15 protein-coding genes and 2 pseudogenes are annotated in these 14,128 nt (G+C 67.8%); 8 read left to right on the plus strand and 9 right to left on the minus strand.

Translation table 11 applies throughout. The features are described 5' to 3' along the window. Positions 1-48: 48 nt before the first annotated feature. Positions 49-2,040 (plus strand): NAD-dependent DNA ligase LigA, encoded by a 1,992-nt coding sequence (ligA, locus tag ACM6LU_RS19510; RefSeq protein ID WP_414939125.1) that lies wholly within the window; start codon positions 49-51, stop codon positions 2,038-2,040. Between the two features lie 93 nt (positions 2,041-2,133). Here ligA and ACM6LU_RS19515 read toward each other — a convergent pair. From ACM6LU_RS19515 to ACM6LU_RS19530, 4 genes and pseudogenes are all read right to left on the minus strand, one after another. Further along, positions 2,134-2,510: pseudogene (locus tag ACM6LU_RS19515) on the minus strand (hypothetical protein); the annotation flags it as partial. 27 nt (positions 2,511-2,537) lie between these two features. Further along, positions 2,538-3,926: a family 2B encapsulin nanocompartment shell protein gene (locus tag ACM6LU_RS19520; protein ID WP_414939126.1), complete on the minus strand. Its 1,389-nt coding sequence runs from the start codon at positions 3,924-3,926 to the stop codon at positions 2,538-2,540. Then, the gene (locus ACM6LU_RS19525) at positions 3,923-5,344 is read right to left on the minus strand and encodes a family 2B encapsulin nanocompartment shell protein (RefSeq protein ID WP_414939127.1); all 1,422 of its coding nucleotides are present in this window, start codon (positions 5,342-5,344) and stop codon (positions 3,923-3,925) included. The genes ACM6LU_RS19520 and ACM6LU_RS19525 overlap by 4 nt, the downstream gene beginning before the upstream one ends. Positions 5,345-5,848: 504 nt before the next feature. After that, positions 5,849-6,052 (minus strand): annotated as a pseudogene (locus ACM6LU_RS19530) (hypothetical protein); the annotation flags it as partial. A 101-nt stretch (positions 6,053-6,153) separates the two neighbouring features. Between ACM6LU_RS19530 and cmtR the strand changes: the two are divergent. The 4 genes from cmtR to ACM6LU_RS19550 are packed head-to-tail and all read left to right on the plus strand — an operon-like array spanning position 6,154 to position 8,251. After that, positions 6,154-6,495, plus strand: a complete 342-nt coding sequence (cmtR, locus tag ACM6LU_RS19535) for a Cd(II)/Pb(II)-sensing metalloregulatory transcriptional regulator CmtR (protein WP_414939128.1) — start codon at positions 6,154-6,156, stop codon at positions 6,493-6,495. After that, positions 6,492-7,154, plus strand: coding sequence for a cation transporter (locus ACM6LU_RS19540; protein ID WP_414939129.1), 663 nt, complete (start codon positions 6,492-6,494; stop codon positions 7,152-7,154). The genes cmtR and ACM6LU_RS19540 overlap by 4 nt, the downstream gene beginning before the upstream one ends. 10 nt (positions 7,155-7,164) lie before the next feature. Further along, complete coding sequence (locus ACM6LU_RS19545; RefSeq protein ID WP_414939130.1) at positions 7,165-7,776, plus strand: class I SAM-dependent methyltransferase; 612 nt, start codon at positions 7,165-7,167, stop codon at positions 7,774-7,776. A 43-nt stretch (positions 7,777-7,819) separates the two neighbouring features. Further along, a complete protein-coding gene (locus ACM6LU_RS19550; RefSeq protein WP_414939131.1) occupies positions 7,820-8,251 on the plus strand; it encodes a hypothetical protein in 432 nt (143 codons plus the stop codon). A gap of 181 nt (positions 8,252-8,432) precedes the next feature. Here the strand turns inward: ACM6LU_RS19550 and ACM6LU_RS19555 are convergent, their stop codons facing one another. Next, positions 8,433-9,014, minus strand: coding sequence for a TetR/AcrR family transcriptional regulator (locus tag ACM6LU_RS19555; RefSeq protein WP_414939132.1), 582 nt, complete (start codon positions 9,012-9,014; stop codon positions 8,433-8,435). A gap of 69 nt (positions 9,015-9,083) precedes the next feature. On the opposite strand from ACM6LU_RS19555, the gene ACM6LU_RS19560 reads away from it, so the two are divergent. Beyond that, a complete protein-coding gene (locus tag ACM6LU_RS19560; RefSeq protein WP_414939133.1) occupies positions 9,084-9,977 on the plus strand; it encodes an NADP-dependent oxidoreductase in 894 nt (297 codons plus the stop codon). A gap of 6 nt (positions 9,978-9,983) precedes the next feature. Here ACM6LU_RS19560 and rraA read toward each other — a convergent pair whose 3' ends face one another. Both rraA and ACM6LU_RS19570 read right to left on the minus strand, forming a co-directional pair. Further along, complete coding sequence (rraA, locus tag ACM6LU_RS19565) at positions 9,984-10,469, minus strand: ribonuclease E activity regulator RraA (protein ID WP_414939134.1); 486 nt, start codon at positions 10,467-10,469, stop codon at positions 9,984-9,986. Positions 10,470-10,629: 160 nt separating this feature from the next. Further along, positions 10,630-11,229 (minus strand): TetR/AcrR family transcriptional regulator, encoded by a 600-nt coding sequence (locus tag ACM6LU_RS19570; protein ID WP_414939135.1) that lies wholly within the window; start codon positions 11,227-11,229, stop codon positions 10,630-10,632. 61 nt (positions 11,230-11,290) lie between these two features. On the opposite strand from ACM6LU_RS19570, the gene ACM6LU_RS19575 reads away from it, so the two are divergent. Beyond that, positions 11,291-11,530 (plus strand): hypothetical protein, encoded by a 240-nt coding sequence (locus tag ACM6LU_RS19575; RefSeq protein ID WP_414939136.1) that lies wholly within the window; start codon positions 11,291-11,293, stop codon positions 11,528-11,530. Here the strand turns inward: ACM6LU_RS19575 and ACM6LU_RS19580 are convergent. Both ACM6LU_RS19580 and ACM6LU_RS19585 read right to left on the minus strand, forming a co-directional pair. Further along, the gene (locus ACM6LU_RS19580) at positions 11,514-12,134 is read right to left on the minus strand and encodes an NAD(P)-dependent oxidoreductase (RefSeq protein ID WP_414939137.1); all 621 of its coding nucleotides are present in this window, start codon (positions 12,132-12,134) and stop codon (positions 11,514-11,516) included. The genes ACM6LU_RS19575 and ACM6LU_RS19580 overlap by 17 nt on opposite strands. Continuing rightward, the gene (locus ACM6LU_RS19585) at positions 12,131-13,033 is read right to left on the minus strand and encodes an EamA family transporter (protein WP_414939138.1); all 903 of its coding nucleotides are present in this window, start codon (positions 13,031-13,033) and stop codon (positions 12,131-12,133) included. The genes ACM6LU_RS19580 and ACM6LU_RS19585 overlap by 4 nt, the downstream gene beginning before the upstream one ends. 79 nt (positions 13,034-13,112) lie before the next feature. Between ACM6LU_RS19585 and ACM6LU_RS19590 the strand changes: the two genes are divergently transcribed. After that, a complete protein-coding gene (locus tag ACM6LU_RS19590) occupies positions 13,113-13,997 on the plus strand; it encodes a LysR family transcriptional regulator (RefSeq protein ID WP_414939139.1) in 885 nt (294 codons plus the stop codon). The last annotated feature ends 131 nt before the right edge of the window (positions 13,998-14,128 follow it).

Consider the following 14,128-nt stretch of genomic DNA (forward strand, 5'->3'; position numbering starts at 1 on the left):
TCCTCTTCGGACGGTGTTCTGTCGGTGGTCACGGGTAATCTCTGCCTCGTGAACGCTCGGGATCGCATCCAGGAACTCGCCGATCAGATCGTCGTCCTTCGCGACGCCTACTACCGGGGCTCGCCGAAAGTGGCCGACGCCGACTACGACGCGATCGAAGACGAGTTGCGGGGGCTCGTCGAGGCCAACCCCGAGCTGACGCCGGACCCGAACCCGCTGGACCAGGTCGGCGCGCCCGCCGTGCTGCACGCGCCCATCCGGCACTCGCGTCCGATGCTCTCGCTGGAGAAGGCGACCAAACCCGAGCAGGTCGCGGCGTTCTTCACCCGCTTCCCAGGGCAGTCGGTGGTCGTCATGCCGAAGCTGGACGGCCTGTCGCTGGCACTGGTCTACGAGAACGGCAGGCTCGCCCGAGCGGTGACCCGTGGCGACGGGACCACCGGTGACGACGTGACCATGCTGGTGCGGGCGCTGACCGACGGCGTCCCGGAGAAGGTCGAGGCGCCCGGACGGGTCGAGGTGCGCGGCGAGGCGGTCATGCTGCGCTCCACCTTCGCCGCGTACAACAAGGTGCACTCGGACAAACCGCTGATCAACCCGCGCAACGCCGCCGCCGGCACCCTGCGGGCCAAGGACCCGGCCACCGTCGCCGAACGGCGCCTGCGGTTCTTCGCCTTCGACCTGTCCACCGAACCCGACAGCGCGGAAACCGATCTCGACGGCGCACTGCGGACGCTCGGGTTCACCGCCGCCGACATGCGCCACTGTGAAGACGCCGAAGCGGCGCAAGCCGTCATCACTACCATCGAGCAGCAACGCCACGACCTCGACTACGACCTCGATGGTGCCGTGCTGCGCCTGGCGGATCGAGATGCCTACGCCGCCGCCGGAACCCGGTCCAGTTCGCCCCGCGGCGCGCTGGCGTTCAAATTCGCCGCCGAAGAGAAGACCACCTTGCTTGCCGACGTGGTCTGGGATGTCGGCAAGACCGGCAAGATCGCACCCGTCGCCTGGCTGGAGCCAGTTTTCGTCGGCGGGACCACCGTCACCCGGGCGACGCTGGCCAACCAGGAGGTCATCCGCGCTCGCGGCATCAAGATCGGCGACACCGTGCTGGTACGCCGCGCCGGTGACGTGATCCCGTTCGTGGCGGGTGTCCTGGACGTCTCCAAGCGCACCGGCGAGGAGCGGGAGATCGTGCCGCCGTCGGTGTGCCCGTCGTGCGAAGAGCCCTTGACCGAACAGGGCAACAGCCGGGAACTGTTCTGCACCAACGTCGCCTGTCCCGCCCAGACCGTCCGGCGGCTGATCCATTGGGCCTCACGGGCGGCCGCGGACATCGACGCGATCGGCGGGGTCTGGATCGAGCGGCTCGCCGAGGCCGGGATCCTCGAACACCCGTCGGACTTCTACCGGCTCACCAAGGAAACGCTGCTGGAATTCGACCGCATCGGCGACGTCTCCGCCACTCGCATGATCGAGTCGATCGACGTGAGCCGCGCCGTCGGCCTGCGCCGGGCGCTGATCGGGCTGGCGATCCCGATGGCCTCCGAAGGCACCGCCGCACGGCTGTGCCGGGCGGGTTTCGGTTCGCTGGAGGACGTCGCCGACGCGGGCGAAGAGGGCCTCGTCGCCGTGGAGGACATCGGCCCGAAGGTCGCCGCGTCCCTGATCGAGCACCTCACCCGGCTGCGCCCCGAACTCGAGCGGCTGCGGGAGGTCGGTGTCTCGCTGGACGTGCGTGAAGAGGACCTCCCGCCGGTCGTCGTGGCCGGTGCGCCGTTGGAAGGAAAGACGGTCGTGGTCACCGGGTCGATCAGCGACCCCCGCTCCGGTGAGAAGGTCCCGCGCCCGACCTTCCAGCGGTTGTGCGAGAAGGCGGGCGCGACCACCGCGTCGTCGGTCTCGGCGAACACCGACATGCTCATCACCGGCGCCGACGTCGGGGCAAGCAAGATCACCAAGGCCGAAAAGCTCGAAGTCAAGGTCGTGGACCAAGGGGTGATCTGGCAGCAGTTGATCGCGGCAGGCGTCGTCTAGCCTTCGCTGCGTTTCGTCCTCTAGTTGCGATACTTGCACGCGCAACCACCGCAACTAGAGGACTAATTGCGGGGCTTCGGCTTGTACCACGGACAAGGACGGCACTGGGTCCATCGCGACCATGCTTAGTGCGAGCTGCGGTGGCAGCTCCGCCGGGACCGCTCTGAGCGAGGTGTCGTCGGCGTAGCGATCGTCGGCCGCCCACCAGGCGGCGTTGAGCTTCGCCGAGATCAACAGGCGGTCAGGATCCTCGCAGTCCGGGTGCGCGAGCATGACAAGCCCGCCTTCCCGATCTGCTCGCGCTCCTCTTCGGCGAACCCGCACTCCCCCGCCCACGCGATCAGCCGCCGGTCGACCTCCTCACCGAGTGAATCTTTGATCCGTTCAGCCGGGTTCCTCCGCCACCAGAGGAACCACGATGGAAGCGGGAGTGCGGGCAATGGTCCCTTGGGTGTTCCTTTCCCTGGCATTCGATGGCGTTGCGGCGCGTCGAGAGGTCAGCGCGCGACCTCGACGTTCTCCAGAACGCCGAGCGCGTCGGGCACGAGCACGGCGGCCGAGTAGTACGCGCTGACCAGATAGGTGGCCACGGCCTGTTCGGTGATGCCGTCGAAGCGCACGTTCAGACCCGGCTCGTACTCGTCGGGCAGGCCGGTCTGGTGCAGCCCGATCACGCCGTTGTCCTCCATCCCGGTCCGCATGGCGAGGATCGAGGACGTTCCCGCTTCGGTGATCGGGATCTTGTCGCAGGGCAGTAGCGGCACCCCGCGCCACGCGGCGACCACCTTGCCGTCGACCGTGGTGCCCTCCGGGTACAACCTGCGCCGCGTGCATTCCCGGCCGAACGCGGCGATCGCGCGCGGATGGGCGAGGAAGAACTTCGTCTTGCGGCGGCGGCTGACGAGTTCGTCCATGTCATCGGGAGTCGGCGGGCCGGACCGGGTCTGGAACCGCGACTTGAGGTCCGCGTTGTGCAGCAGTCCGAATTCGCGGTTGTTGATCAGGTCGTGTTCCTGCCGCTCCCTCAGCGCCGCCACGGTCAGCCGGAGCTGCTCGTCGAACTGGTTCATCGGCCCGTTGTAGAGATCGGTCACCCGAGTGTGCACGCGTAACGCCGTCTGGGCGACGGCCAGGTCGTACTCACGCGGTGAGATCTCGTAGTCGACGAACGTGCCCGGCAGCGGCGGCTCGCCGTCGTGCCCGGACGACATCTCGATCTCCGCCTCACCCCTGGCGTTCTGGGGTTTCATCTCCCGCGCCAGCAGGTCCTGCACGTGCCGGCGCATGGCCTCGGACCGGCCGTTGAGGTCGGCGAAGTCGTCGGCGCGCAGGGTCAGCACGATCACCGGGGTGATCGCCTTGACGGTGAACGGCCAGTTCCGGTCGATCCCGGCGAGCATCTCGTCACCGAAGTGGTCGCCGTCGGCCATGCTGCCGACGACGGCCTCGTTGCCGTACGCGCCCGGCGCCACCTTGGCGACCTTGCCGTGGGCGACCAGCACGACCTCGTCGAGCGGGGAGCCGTGGCTGACGATGATTTCGCCGGGCTGGTACTCGTGCTGCACGAACCTGTCGGCGAGCGCGGTGAGCGTGTCCTCATCGTCGAAACCGCGCAGTAGCGCCAACTCCGCAAGTTCTTGCGGAACGACCCGAACGTCGGTGCCGACGTTGGTGAAGCTCACCCGCCCGTCGCCGACCGCGTACGTGAGCCGCCGGTTGACCCGGAACGTGCCACCGGTCGCCTCGACCCAGGGCAGCATCTTCAGCAGCCACCGCGGCGTGATGCTCTGCATCTGCGGTCGCGTCTTGGTGGTCGTGGCCAGATTCCGCGCGGCCGCGGGGCCGAGACTGAGCCGCCGGTCGGCATCCGGCGTCATGGCGGTCATCCTTCGCGACCGAGTTCGGCGGCTTCGAGCACGGCCAGCGCGTCGGGCACGAGCACGGCGGCGGAATAGTACGTGCTGACGAGGTAGGAGATGATGGCCTGTTCCGAGATTCCCATGAAGCGGACGTTCAGCCCGGGCTCGTACTCGTCGGGCAAGCCGATCTGACGCAGGCCGACCACGCCCTGGATCTTCTCGCCAGTGCGCATCAGGAGCACGGAACTGGTGCTGGTCTTGCTGACCGGGATCTTGTTGCAGGGCAGGATCGGGACTCCGCGCCAGGACGGTACCTTGTGCCCGCCGAGATCGACGCCGGTCGGGTAGATGCCCCGTTTGCTGCACTCGCGGCTGAACGCGGCGATCGTGCGCGGATGGGCGAGGAAGAAGCCAGGTTCCTTCCACACGAGGGAAAGCAGGTCGTCGAAGTCGTCAGGAGTCGGCGGCCCGGTGCGCGTCGCGATGCGCTGGGAGAAGTCAGCGTTGTGCAGCAGACCGAAATCGCTGTTGTTGATCATCTCGTGTTCTTGCCGCTCACGCAGTGCCTCGATGGTCAGGCGGAGCTGCTGCTCGGTCTGGTCCATCGGATGGTTGTAGAGGTCGGAGACGCGGCTGTGGATCCGCAGCACGGTCTGGGCGACGCTCAGCTCGTATTCGCGCGGCTCGGTCTCGTAGTCGACGAATGTTCCCGGCAGCAGCGGTTCGCCGTCATGCCCGGAGGAGATGTCGATCTCCGCCTCGCCGAAGTCGTTGGAGCGCCCGGTGTCCTGCGACGTCTGTTCGATCTGTGCCCGCAGTGATTCGGATTGGTCCAGCACCCGCTCGAAGGCCTGCCGGGACAGCGTCAGCACGGTGCAGGCCGTGGCCGCCTTCGCGGTGAACTCCCAGATGCCGTCGTCGCCGATGAGCGCCTGCGCGCCGAAGTAATCGCCGTCCTTGACCACGCCCAGCGCGGTCTCTTCGCCGTAGGGACCGGGGCCGCTCTTGGTGATCTTGCCATGCGCGATGAGGTAGACGCGGTCGGCCCGGTGCCCGAATTCGACGAGTACATCGCCTGCCGAGACTTCCTGCTGTTCGAAGCGGCGGGAAAGCTCTTCAAGGACCTCTTCGTCGTCGTAACCCTTGAGAGGCTTCAATTCACCCAGCTCCGCCGGGATCACGCTCACGTCGGTGCCGACCTTCGAGAACGTCACCCGTCCGTCGCCGACCGCATAGTTGAGCCGGCGGTTGACCCGGTAGGCGCCACCGTTGACCTGAACCCAGTCGAGCATCTTCAGCAGCCACCGGGACGAAATGCCCTGCATCTGCGGAACGGATTTGGTCGTGGTCGCCAGGTTGCGCGCGGCGGCCCGGCCCAAACTCAGCTGCGGATTTCCCGCCCCCTGGACACCTTCGGCGGAAGTGTCCGATTCGGTCACGGTCACAGCAAGGTCCACCCTTCGATAGTCACGTGAACAAACAAGGTCCACAAAGGAACCGCGGTGTGCCGGTTATTTCCCGAGGTGACGGCCCCGCAGGGATCAACATAGCAAGGTGTTTTGGCCGAACAAGCGCACTTTCGGGTACTGAGAGAAGGCCACCCGAATGCCGAATTCGCGTTCTCGGCCTAATCATTCGTTAGCGTGACCCGACCGTTGAGCAGCGCCACGCGCTTGGGCCAGCGAATGTTCTCAAGTGTTACGCGAGGCCGCCGCAGGACTCCTGGATGTGCCGACGATACGGCCGTTGGAGTGAGCCCGGCCGACACTTTCGGGTCGCCTGACCGCGCGGGTTCGAGGATGGCTTGACAGACAGCGACGAAACAGAGGGTCGCGCCCGGACACTCCGTCGTGTCAGTCGTCCCAGGTGACCAATCCGAACTTGTGCGCCTGGATCACCGCTTGCACCCGGGTGGAGACCCGGAGCTTGGCCAGGATCCGTTCCACATGGACCTTTACGGTGCCCGCGGCGATGCCGAACTCTTCGGCGATGTCGGCGTTGGCGAGGCCGCGCGGAACTTCGGTCTCGCGGAGGGCGAGAGAAGCGCCAGCTCCGGTAACGGCACAGTGCGCGGTGCCGACCGCCCCGGTGGAGTGGATCGATCGGGCGGGCCGGCCACCGGTATCGACGTGATGCGGGTCCCGGCGAAGGATCCGGCACGGTGGTGGCCTACCTCGTCAACCCTCAGACCGGTCCGCCCGAACCCGAGGTGCCACTCACTCAATATGTCAGCGTGTGCTGTACTGTTCTGCATGTGCTGACATTTGAGACCCAGGGCGCCGCGCTCGCCCGGCTGGGACGCGCGCTCGCCGACCCGAACCGGTGCAAGATCCTGGTCGGCCTGCTCGACGGTGTGAGCTATCCCGGCCAGTTGGCCGAAGAACTCGGCTTGAGTCGTTCCAACGTGTCCAACCACCTCGCTTGCCTGCGAGGCTGCGGCCTGGTCGTGGCCACCTACGAAGGCCGCCAGGTCCGCTACACCCTCGCCGACGCCCATCTCGCCCGAGCGCTGCGTGAACTGGTGCAGGTCGTGCTCGCCGTCGACACCGCGGAACCTTGTGTGGACGACGAATCCAGCCTTCGGGTACTCCCTTGAGCGACACCTGCGCGGACGACTGTTGCGCGGCGAAGTCCACAGTGGATCCATCGGACACAGTGGACTCGGATCGCCGAGCCGTGCTGTCGCGCCGCGTGCGGCTCCTGGTCGCCGCGACCATCGGCTACAACGTCATCGAAGCGGTCGTCGCCATTTCCGCGGGCACCATCGCCTCCTCGACCGCGTTGGTCGGCTTTGGCCTGGATTCGGTCATCGAAGTCGCCTCCGCCACAGCCGTCGCTTGGCAATTCTCCGGCAAGGACCCCGAAGCCCGCGAACGCACCGCGCTCAAGGTCATCGCGGTGTCGTTCTTCGCACTGGCCGCCTATGTCGCCGTCGAGTCCGTCCGCACCCTGTTCGGCGCCGAACCCGCCGAGCACTCCACGGTCGGCATCGTGCTGGCGGCGGTCTCGCTCCTCGTGATGCCGTTCCTGTCGCACGCCCAGCGTCGCGCGGGGCGCGAACTCGGCTCCGCGAGCGCCGTCGCCGACTCGAAACAGACCTTGCTCTGCACCTATCTTTCCGGTGTGCTGCTCGTCGGGTTGCTGCTCAACAGTCTCTTCGGCTGGTACTGGGCCGATCCGCTGGTCGCGCTCGTCATCGCCGCCCTCGCGGTCAAGGAAGGCCGCGAAGCCTGGCGCGGGAAGCACTGCTGTTGAAAGGAGCGTCATGATTCGGCCCGCGCGGTGGAACCGTTACTGGGACGGCAAATCCCGGAACTACGACCGGGAGATGCAGTTCCTTGATCGGAAGCTGTTCGGCGACTCCCGGGCGTGGGCCTGCGGGCAAGCGACCGGTGAAGTTCTCGAGGTCGCCGTCGGCACCGGCCTGAACCTGCCGCTCTACCCCGGCGGCGTCACGCTCACCGGTATCGACCTCAGTGACGGCATGCTCGACATCGCCCGCGGTCGCGCCGAAAGCCTCGGACATCCGGTGACCCTGCGCCGGGCCGACGCTCACGACCTGCCCTTCGACGCGGGTTCGTTCGACACCGTGGTCTGCACCCTCGGGCTCTGTGCCATCCCCGACCACGGCAAGGCGTTGCAGGAAATGGCCCGTGTTCTGCGGCCTGGTGGCCGCCTGGTCCTGCTCGACCACATCGCCAGTTCGTCGCGTGTCGTCCGCGGCCTGCAATGGCTCACCGAAAAGATCACCGTGCCGATGGCGGGCGAGCACTTCCTCCGGCGCCCGTTCGACGAGATCGGCGGCCTCGGCCTGACCGTCGAGCGCCGCGAGCGGTTCAAACTCGGGCTGGTGGAACGGCTCGTCGCCCGCAAATGAACCGTGTCATCGGAATTTCATCGCCGCCGCCGATCCTGGTGCGGTGACCTACCCTCAGCAGCCGCCGCCCATCTGGCCGCAGTACCCCGTCGCGCCGCCGAAGAAGTCCCCGAAGACGGGGCTGATCGTCGGTCTCGCGGCCGCCGGACTGCTCGTCACGGGCGGAGCGATCGCGGTGACCGTGGCGATCGTCGGCGGTGGAAGCACCCCCGCGGTCGACCCCGACCCCTTCTCCGCGCAAGCCGGGGATTGCCTCTCGGCCGACGAAGACGCCGGGAGCAACGGTGAGTTCAGCGGCAGCGCCGTCCGGGTCCACTGTTCGGACAGCGCCGCCAACTACACGGTGATCGCCCAACTCGCTTCGGGTTCCGGCTCCGACTGCAACTCCGTCCACGGCTACGAGTACGGCAATTCCGTCGTCTACGCCTTCAAGACGGCACAGCCCAGGGAACTTTGCGTCATGCCGAAGGACTGAACCCTCAGGTCAGCGATCCCAGAACGGCCTGCGCCATCGCCGGCCGCGCAGAGTCACTGACGCGGTGGCTTTTGGACGCAGTCGGCGCCCTGGCGGAGCCCGATCCGGAGATCGTCGCACCCCGTGACCGCGCTACCGGCCGGAGTCCGGGCCGCCATCGGCCTCGTGGCCCCGTCCAACCTCATTCAGAACGACAGGTGACTTCCCAGGCCGCGTCGATCATCCGGAAGATCTCGTCCACCACGGCCTCCGGATCGGCCGCCTCGCGCCCCAGCGAATAGGCGTCGATCACGAACCTCGCGATCGTCCGGCAAGCCGTCTCGGTCTGAGACAGACCGGGATCGGCGGCGATGGCCGCCGCCAGCGACTCCGCGTGGCGCAGCCGCATCGAATCCTCGTACTCCCGCAGGGCGGGCGTCTCATCGATCATGCGCCAGATCGGCGCGACACCGTCCGCCGTGCAATGCCGCACCATCGTGTGGACCTCGCGACGCAGGGCGGGCATGAGCGGCTCGTGTGGAGCCCGGCCGGTGACCGCCTGCGTGAGGCCCTGTTCGAAGTTCGCGTCCTGCCCGAACACCAAGGCCTCTTTCGAGGCGAAGTGGGAGAAGAGCGTGGTGACGGCCACGTCGGCCTCCGCGGCCACTTCACGGATGCCCACCGCGTCGTACCCGCGTTCCAGGAAGAGCCGCAGGGCGGTGTCGACGATCTTCTGCCGGGTCGCGGCCTTCTTGCGCTCACGACGTCCGGGCGCCTCGGTCATGCTGCGACGCTATCAGATGCAAAACTGAAGTTGTTTCAAAAGGCTAACCGTTAGTGTTACGGTCGGGTCATGAAGAAAGTGATGTTCGCCGAGTTCGGCGGTCCGGATGTCCTGCAACTCATCGACGCCGAGGAGCCTCACGCGGACCCTGGTCAGATACGCATCGCGGTGCGGGCGGCCGGGGTGAACCCGGTCGACTGGAGAGTCCGTGAAGGCCAGGTCCTGGGAGCACACCCGACCGTGCTGCCCTCGGGGGTCGGGCTGGATGCCTCGGGGACAGTGGACGAAGTCGGCGAGGGCGTCGAAGGTGTCGAGATCGGCGACTCGGTCTTCGGCGAAGGTTCGAGCACCTATGCCGAGTTCGCCGTGTTGTCGGTTTGGGGCAGGATGCCCGAGGGCCTGACGTTCGAAGAGGCGGCCGGATACCCCTCCGTGGTGGAGACCGCGCTGCGCCTCATCCGTGAAGTCGGTGTGCGACCCGGGCAGACCTTGCTGGTCAGCGGCGCGTCCGGCGGAGTCGGCTCGGCGGTACTGCAGATCGCCCGCGAACGCGGCATCACGGTGATCGGCACGGCCGGGGCCGCGAACCAGGAGTATCTGCGCGGCCTCGGTGCCATCGCCACAACCTACGGCGATGACTGGGCCGAGCGGGTGCGGCAGCTCGGCAAGGTCGACGCGGCACTGGACCTGGCGGGCTCAGGCGTGCTCCGCGAGCTCGTCGACCTGACCGGGGATCCGCACAAGGTGCTCAGCATCGCCGATCTCGGCGCGCCGGAGTTCGGCGTCCGATTCTCGGGAGTGGCCGGGAGCGTGCCGGACGCACTCGGCGAGGCCGCGCAGCTCATCTCGCAGGGAAAGCTCCACATCCCGGTCGAGAAGTCGTACACGCTCGCCGAAGCCGCGGCGGCGCACATCGACAGCCACGCCGGTCATACCCGTGGGCGCCGGGTCATCGTCGTCTGAGCGGGTTCAGGCGGTGATCGCGGGAAGGACCACGACACCGTCTTCGTCGGAGTAGAGCGTGTCGCCTGGGGTGAAGGTCACTCCCCCGAACCCGACCGGGACGTCGACAGCGCCGGCACCGGCCTTGGAGCTCTTGCGCGGGTTGGTGCCGAGCGCTTTCACGCCGAGTGGGAGTTCGGCCAGCTCGGCGCTGTCGCGGACGGCTCCGTTGACGACCACTCCGGCCCAGCCGTTGTCGGCGGCGGACTTCGCGATCATGTCGCCGGTGAGGGCGCTGTGCAGGGAACCACCGCCGTCGATCACCAGGACAGCGCCTTCGCCCGGAGTGGCCAGCAGCTTCTTGACCAGTCCGTTGTCCTCGTGGCAGGAGACCGTCCGGATCGGGCCGGAAAACTTCCGGTGCCCGCCGAACTGGTGGAACTGGGTGTCGCAGACGTGTAGCCGGTCGCCGTGTTCGTCGACGAGGTCGGCGGTGGTGAAGGAATCGATCACGGCGTCTGAGTGTAGGTGTTCGCCACATTCGCGGCGTCGGCGATCGCCCGAAGGTCCGGCACCGGAGGAGCCCACGCGCCTCGGAGTTCGTTCTTGCAACAGATACAGCTGCTTGGGATTCTCCCGCACATCGTCATCGGGGGTACGTCGGCCGAGTCCGTCACGTTGCGTCGGGCGGGAACACCGAGTCCAGCACGTGGGTGAGGATGGCGGCGGGGTCGGCCGCCGGGGCGACCGTCTGACGCAGGGCGAGCCCGATACCCAAGGCACCCAGCATCACGACGGCCTGGTGGAGCGGCATCGCGGGTTCGAGGCCCAACCGCTTCGAATGCTCGACGAGCAGCGCGACGACCTCATCGTCGTGACGCCGCTGAATGGCGGCGACGAGGTCGGCGGTTTCGGGCTGCTGCGCCGTCGCCGCGAGCACTTCCGCGGCCGCCGCGCTCCACTTCGCCGCGTCCTTGTCCGCGACATCGGCGGGGTGCAGCGCGGCGATCACCTCGTCGCGGGTGGTGGCGCGAGTAAGGGCTTCCCGCAGACCGTGGAGGTGGCCGTCCACACTGGCTTCGATGATCGCCAGCCACAGTCCTTCCTTGCCGCCGAAATGTTTGTAGACGGCGCCGCGGGTGTAGCCGGCGTCGGCGGCGATCTCCTCGACCGTCGCCGCCAGAAAGCCGCGCCGCAAGAACACCTGGCGCCCGGCCTCCAGTAGGTGTTCGTGGGTTCGTCGCTGCTGCTCGGCCCGTGTCAGCCTGGTCATCGCCCGCCAATTCAGTAACAGGACGTTTCTGGAAACACGACGTTACTGTATCGTCCGGTGCATGGAGTTCCTGGCACCCGTGGCCGCGTTTCTCAGCCTTCCGCTCTTCCTGGCCGGATTCGCTTGGTACGCCGCGCGTGCCCGCAGCCGCGGCGTCGGCGGTTCACTGCTGGCGCCGATCGAGGAGATCTGGGACCCGATCTCCCATAAGACGAACATCGAGATCCAGATCGAGGCCGAGCGAAGCCCGGAGACCCCCTCCCCAGGCGACCCGCCCCGCTTCTTCAATATCCGACGGTGAAATGCCGGTCCCGGCCCGGATTCTCGAGTTCGTCGACGATGGCGATCGCGAGATCCTCGGCCGAGATCCGGGACGAGCCGCCGGCCGCGGTGAGGATCGTGGTCGTCCCTCGCCGGTAGGCCCCGGTCCGGACGCCAGGCTCGAGGATCGCGGGAGGGCTGAGGTACACCCAGTCGCCCGCGTGCGCTTCGCAGGCCCGAAGCTGCGTGGTGCTGGCCGACGCGATGGTCCGCCACTCCGTTGGCACGAACGCCGGATCATCGATGACCAGTCCCCCGGACGGCGAGCGCAGTGGCCCGGCGCCGCCGACGACCAGGACGCGAGTGCCCGCCGCGGCGTCGAGCAGGCCCGTGACGAGAGCGGCGACGGTGCCTTCCGCGCCGGGCGCGGGTCTCGTCGCGCCCACGATGGCGTCGGCATCGGCGAACAGGCCGGTCATGTGGTCGACATCGGTCACGTCGGCGAGGACCACTTCGACGTCCGGGTACAGCGATTCCGTCGGGGTACCACGGAGGACGGCGGTGACCTGGTGTCCGCGGGCGACGGCTTCGGCGACGACGCGGGAGCCCACCATGCCCGATGCTCCGACAACGGCGATCTTCATCGGACGACGCCTTCCATCTTGGTCTTCGGGGTGATCTGGCCGGCGACGATCGAGGCCAGTGCGAGGGCGAAACCGGCGAGCTGGATCGGGCCGAGGCTCTGACCGAGCAGGACGGCGCCGAGGACCGCGGCGACCATCGGCGAGAGCAGGCCGAGGACGGCGACCGAGGTGACCGGCAAAGAGGTGATGCCGCGGAACCACAGGACGTACGCGAGCAGGCCGCCGATCAGGCCGAGCCAGAGGTATCCGAGAGCCGCGTTCAGGTCGATGGCGGGTGGCGCGCCTTCGAACAGGAAGGTCACCGGCACCAGGAACAGCCCGCCCGCGGTGAGCAGCCACGAGGCGAACGCCGTCGGCCCCACGTCCGCCGGGCGTCCCCACCGTTTGGTGAGGGTGACGCCCAGCGCCATGGTCGCGGCGCCGCCGAGGCCGGCGAGGACCCCGACGAGGTCGAAGCCCGCCGCAGGGCCGATCACGACCAACCCGACGCCCACGATCCCGACGATTCCCCAGGCGAACCGCCACGCGGACGGACTCTGCCGCAGAACGGCCACGGCGAGGATCGCGACGAGGAGCGGCTGGGCGGCGCCGAGGGTGGCGGCGACTCCGCCGGGCAGGCGTTCGGCGGCGAGGAACAACAGGGGGAAGAACATCCCGATGTTGAGGACGCCGAGCGCGGCCGCCTTCAGCCACCAGGTGCCGCGCGGGAGGGTGCGGGTGATGGCCAGCGCGATCAGACCCGCGGGCAGGGCACGGATGAGTCCGGCGAACAGCGGGTGCCCGGCCGGGAGGAGTTCGGTGGTGACCACGTAGGTCGTCCCCCAGACCAGGGGGGCGAAGGCGGTCAGCGCGGTGCCGGTGAGTCCGGCGGTGAGCGATGTGGTCGACAGCGTTTTCACGCTTCTCAGCTTCGGCGCTGACGATCAATGAGTCCAACACATGTTTGTCACCTGATCCATCTTGATTCATGATAGATTCATGGAGCTTCAACAGATGCGCTACGTCGTGGCGGTGGCGGAGACGAACAGCTTCACGCGCGCGGCGGAACGGTGCCTCGTCGTGCAGTCGGCGCTGAGTCATCAGATCGCGCGGCTGGAGCGGGAACTCGGCGCACGCCTGTTCGAGCGCACGAGCCGCCGGGTGCGGCTCACCGCCGCGGGCGAGGCGTTCCTGCCCGCCGCGCGTCAATGTCTCGGCGCGGCCGAAAGGGCGGGCTCGGCGGTCGCCGCGGCCGTCGGCGAGATCCGCGGGCGGCTGACCGTCGGCGTCATCCCGACCGTCGCGGCGGTCGATGTCCCTGCCGCGTTGCAGACGTTCCACCGGCGGTATCCGCACGTCCGGATCGGGCTCCGGGTCGGCGCGAGCGAGCACCTGGTGGAACAGGTCAAGGACAACGCGATCGAAGTCGCGTTCCTCGGGCTCCCGATGTCGGCCCGGCCGGAAGGTGTCGGGAGCCGCGAACTGGCGCGTGACGATCTGGTCGCCGTGGTGGCGCCCGGTCATCCACTCGCCAATGAGTCCGAAGTGGACTTGAGCAGGCTTTCTTCGGAGGTGTTCGTGGACTTCCCGGCGGGGACCGCGGGACGCGCCCAGACGGACCAGGCGTTCGCCGCAGTGCGGGTGAGCAGGGAGGTCGCCTTCGAGGTGACGGCCGCCGACTTCATGGCGCGGCTCATCCACCAAGGGCTGGGGGTGGCGCTGCTGCCGTCGAAGTACGTGCCGAACCTGACCGGCGTGGTCACCGTGCCGGTGACGGACGCTCCCGCGCGGATCGAGCATCTCGTCTGGAACCGGTTCACGGTGACGCCTGCGGCGAATGCGTTCCTGGAGGTGCTGGGGGTCGTCGTCGACGATCGCAAGTAGTCCTCTAGGGCCTGTTTCAGAAGTGGGTCTTGTTTTGGGATGATCTTTGTATGGGGCGTGGTGACCTGACGAATGAGCAGTGGGCGAGGCTGGAACCGTTGCTGCCTGTGGGGAAGAAGCCGGGTCGTCCG

Source organism: Amycolatopsis sp. cmx-11-51, from assembly GCF_047608665.1.
In the GTDB taxonomy this organism is placed as follows: Bacteria; Actinomycetota; Actinomycetes; order Mycobacteriales; family Pseudonocardiaceae; genus Amycolatopsis.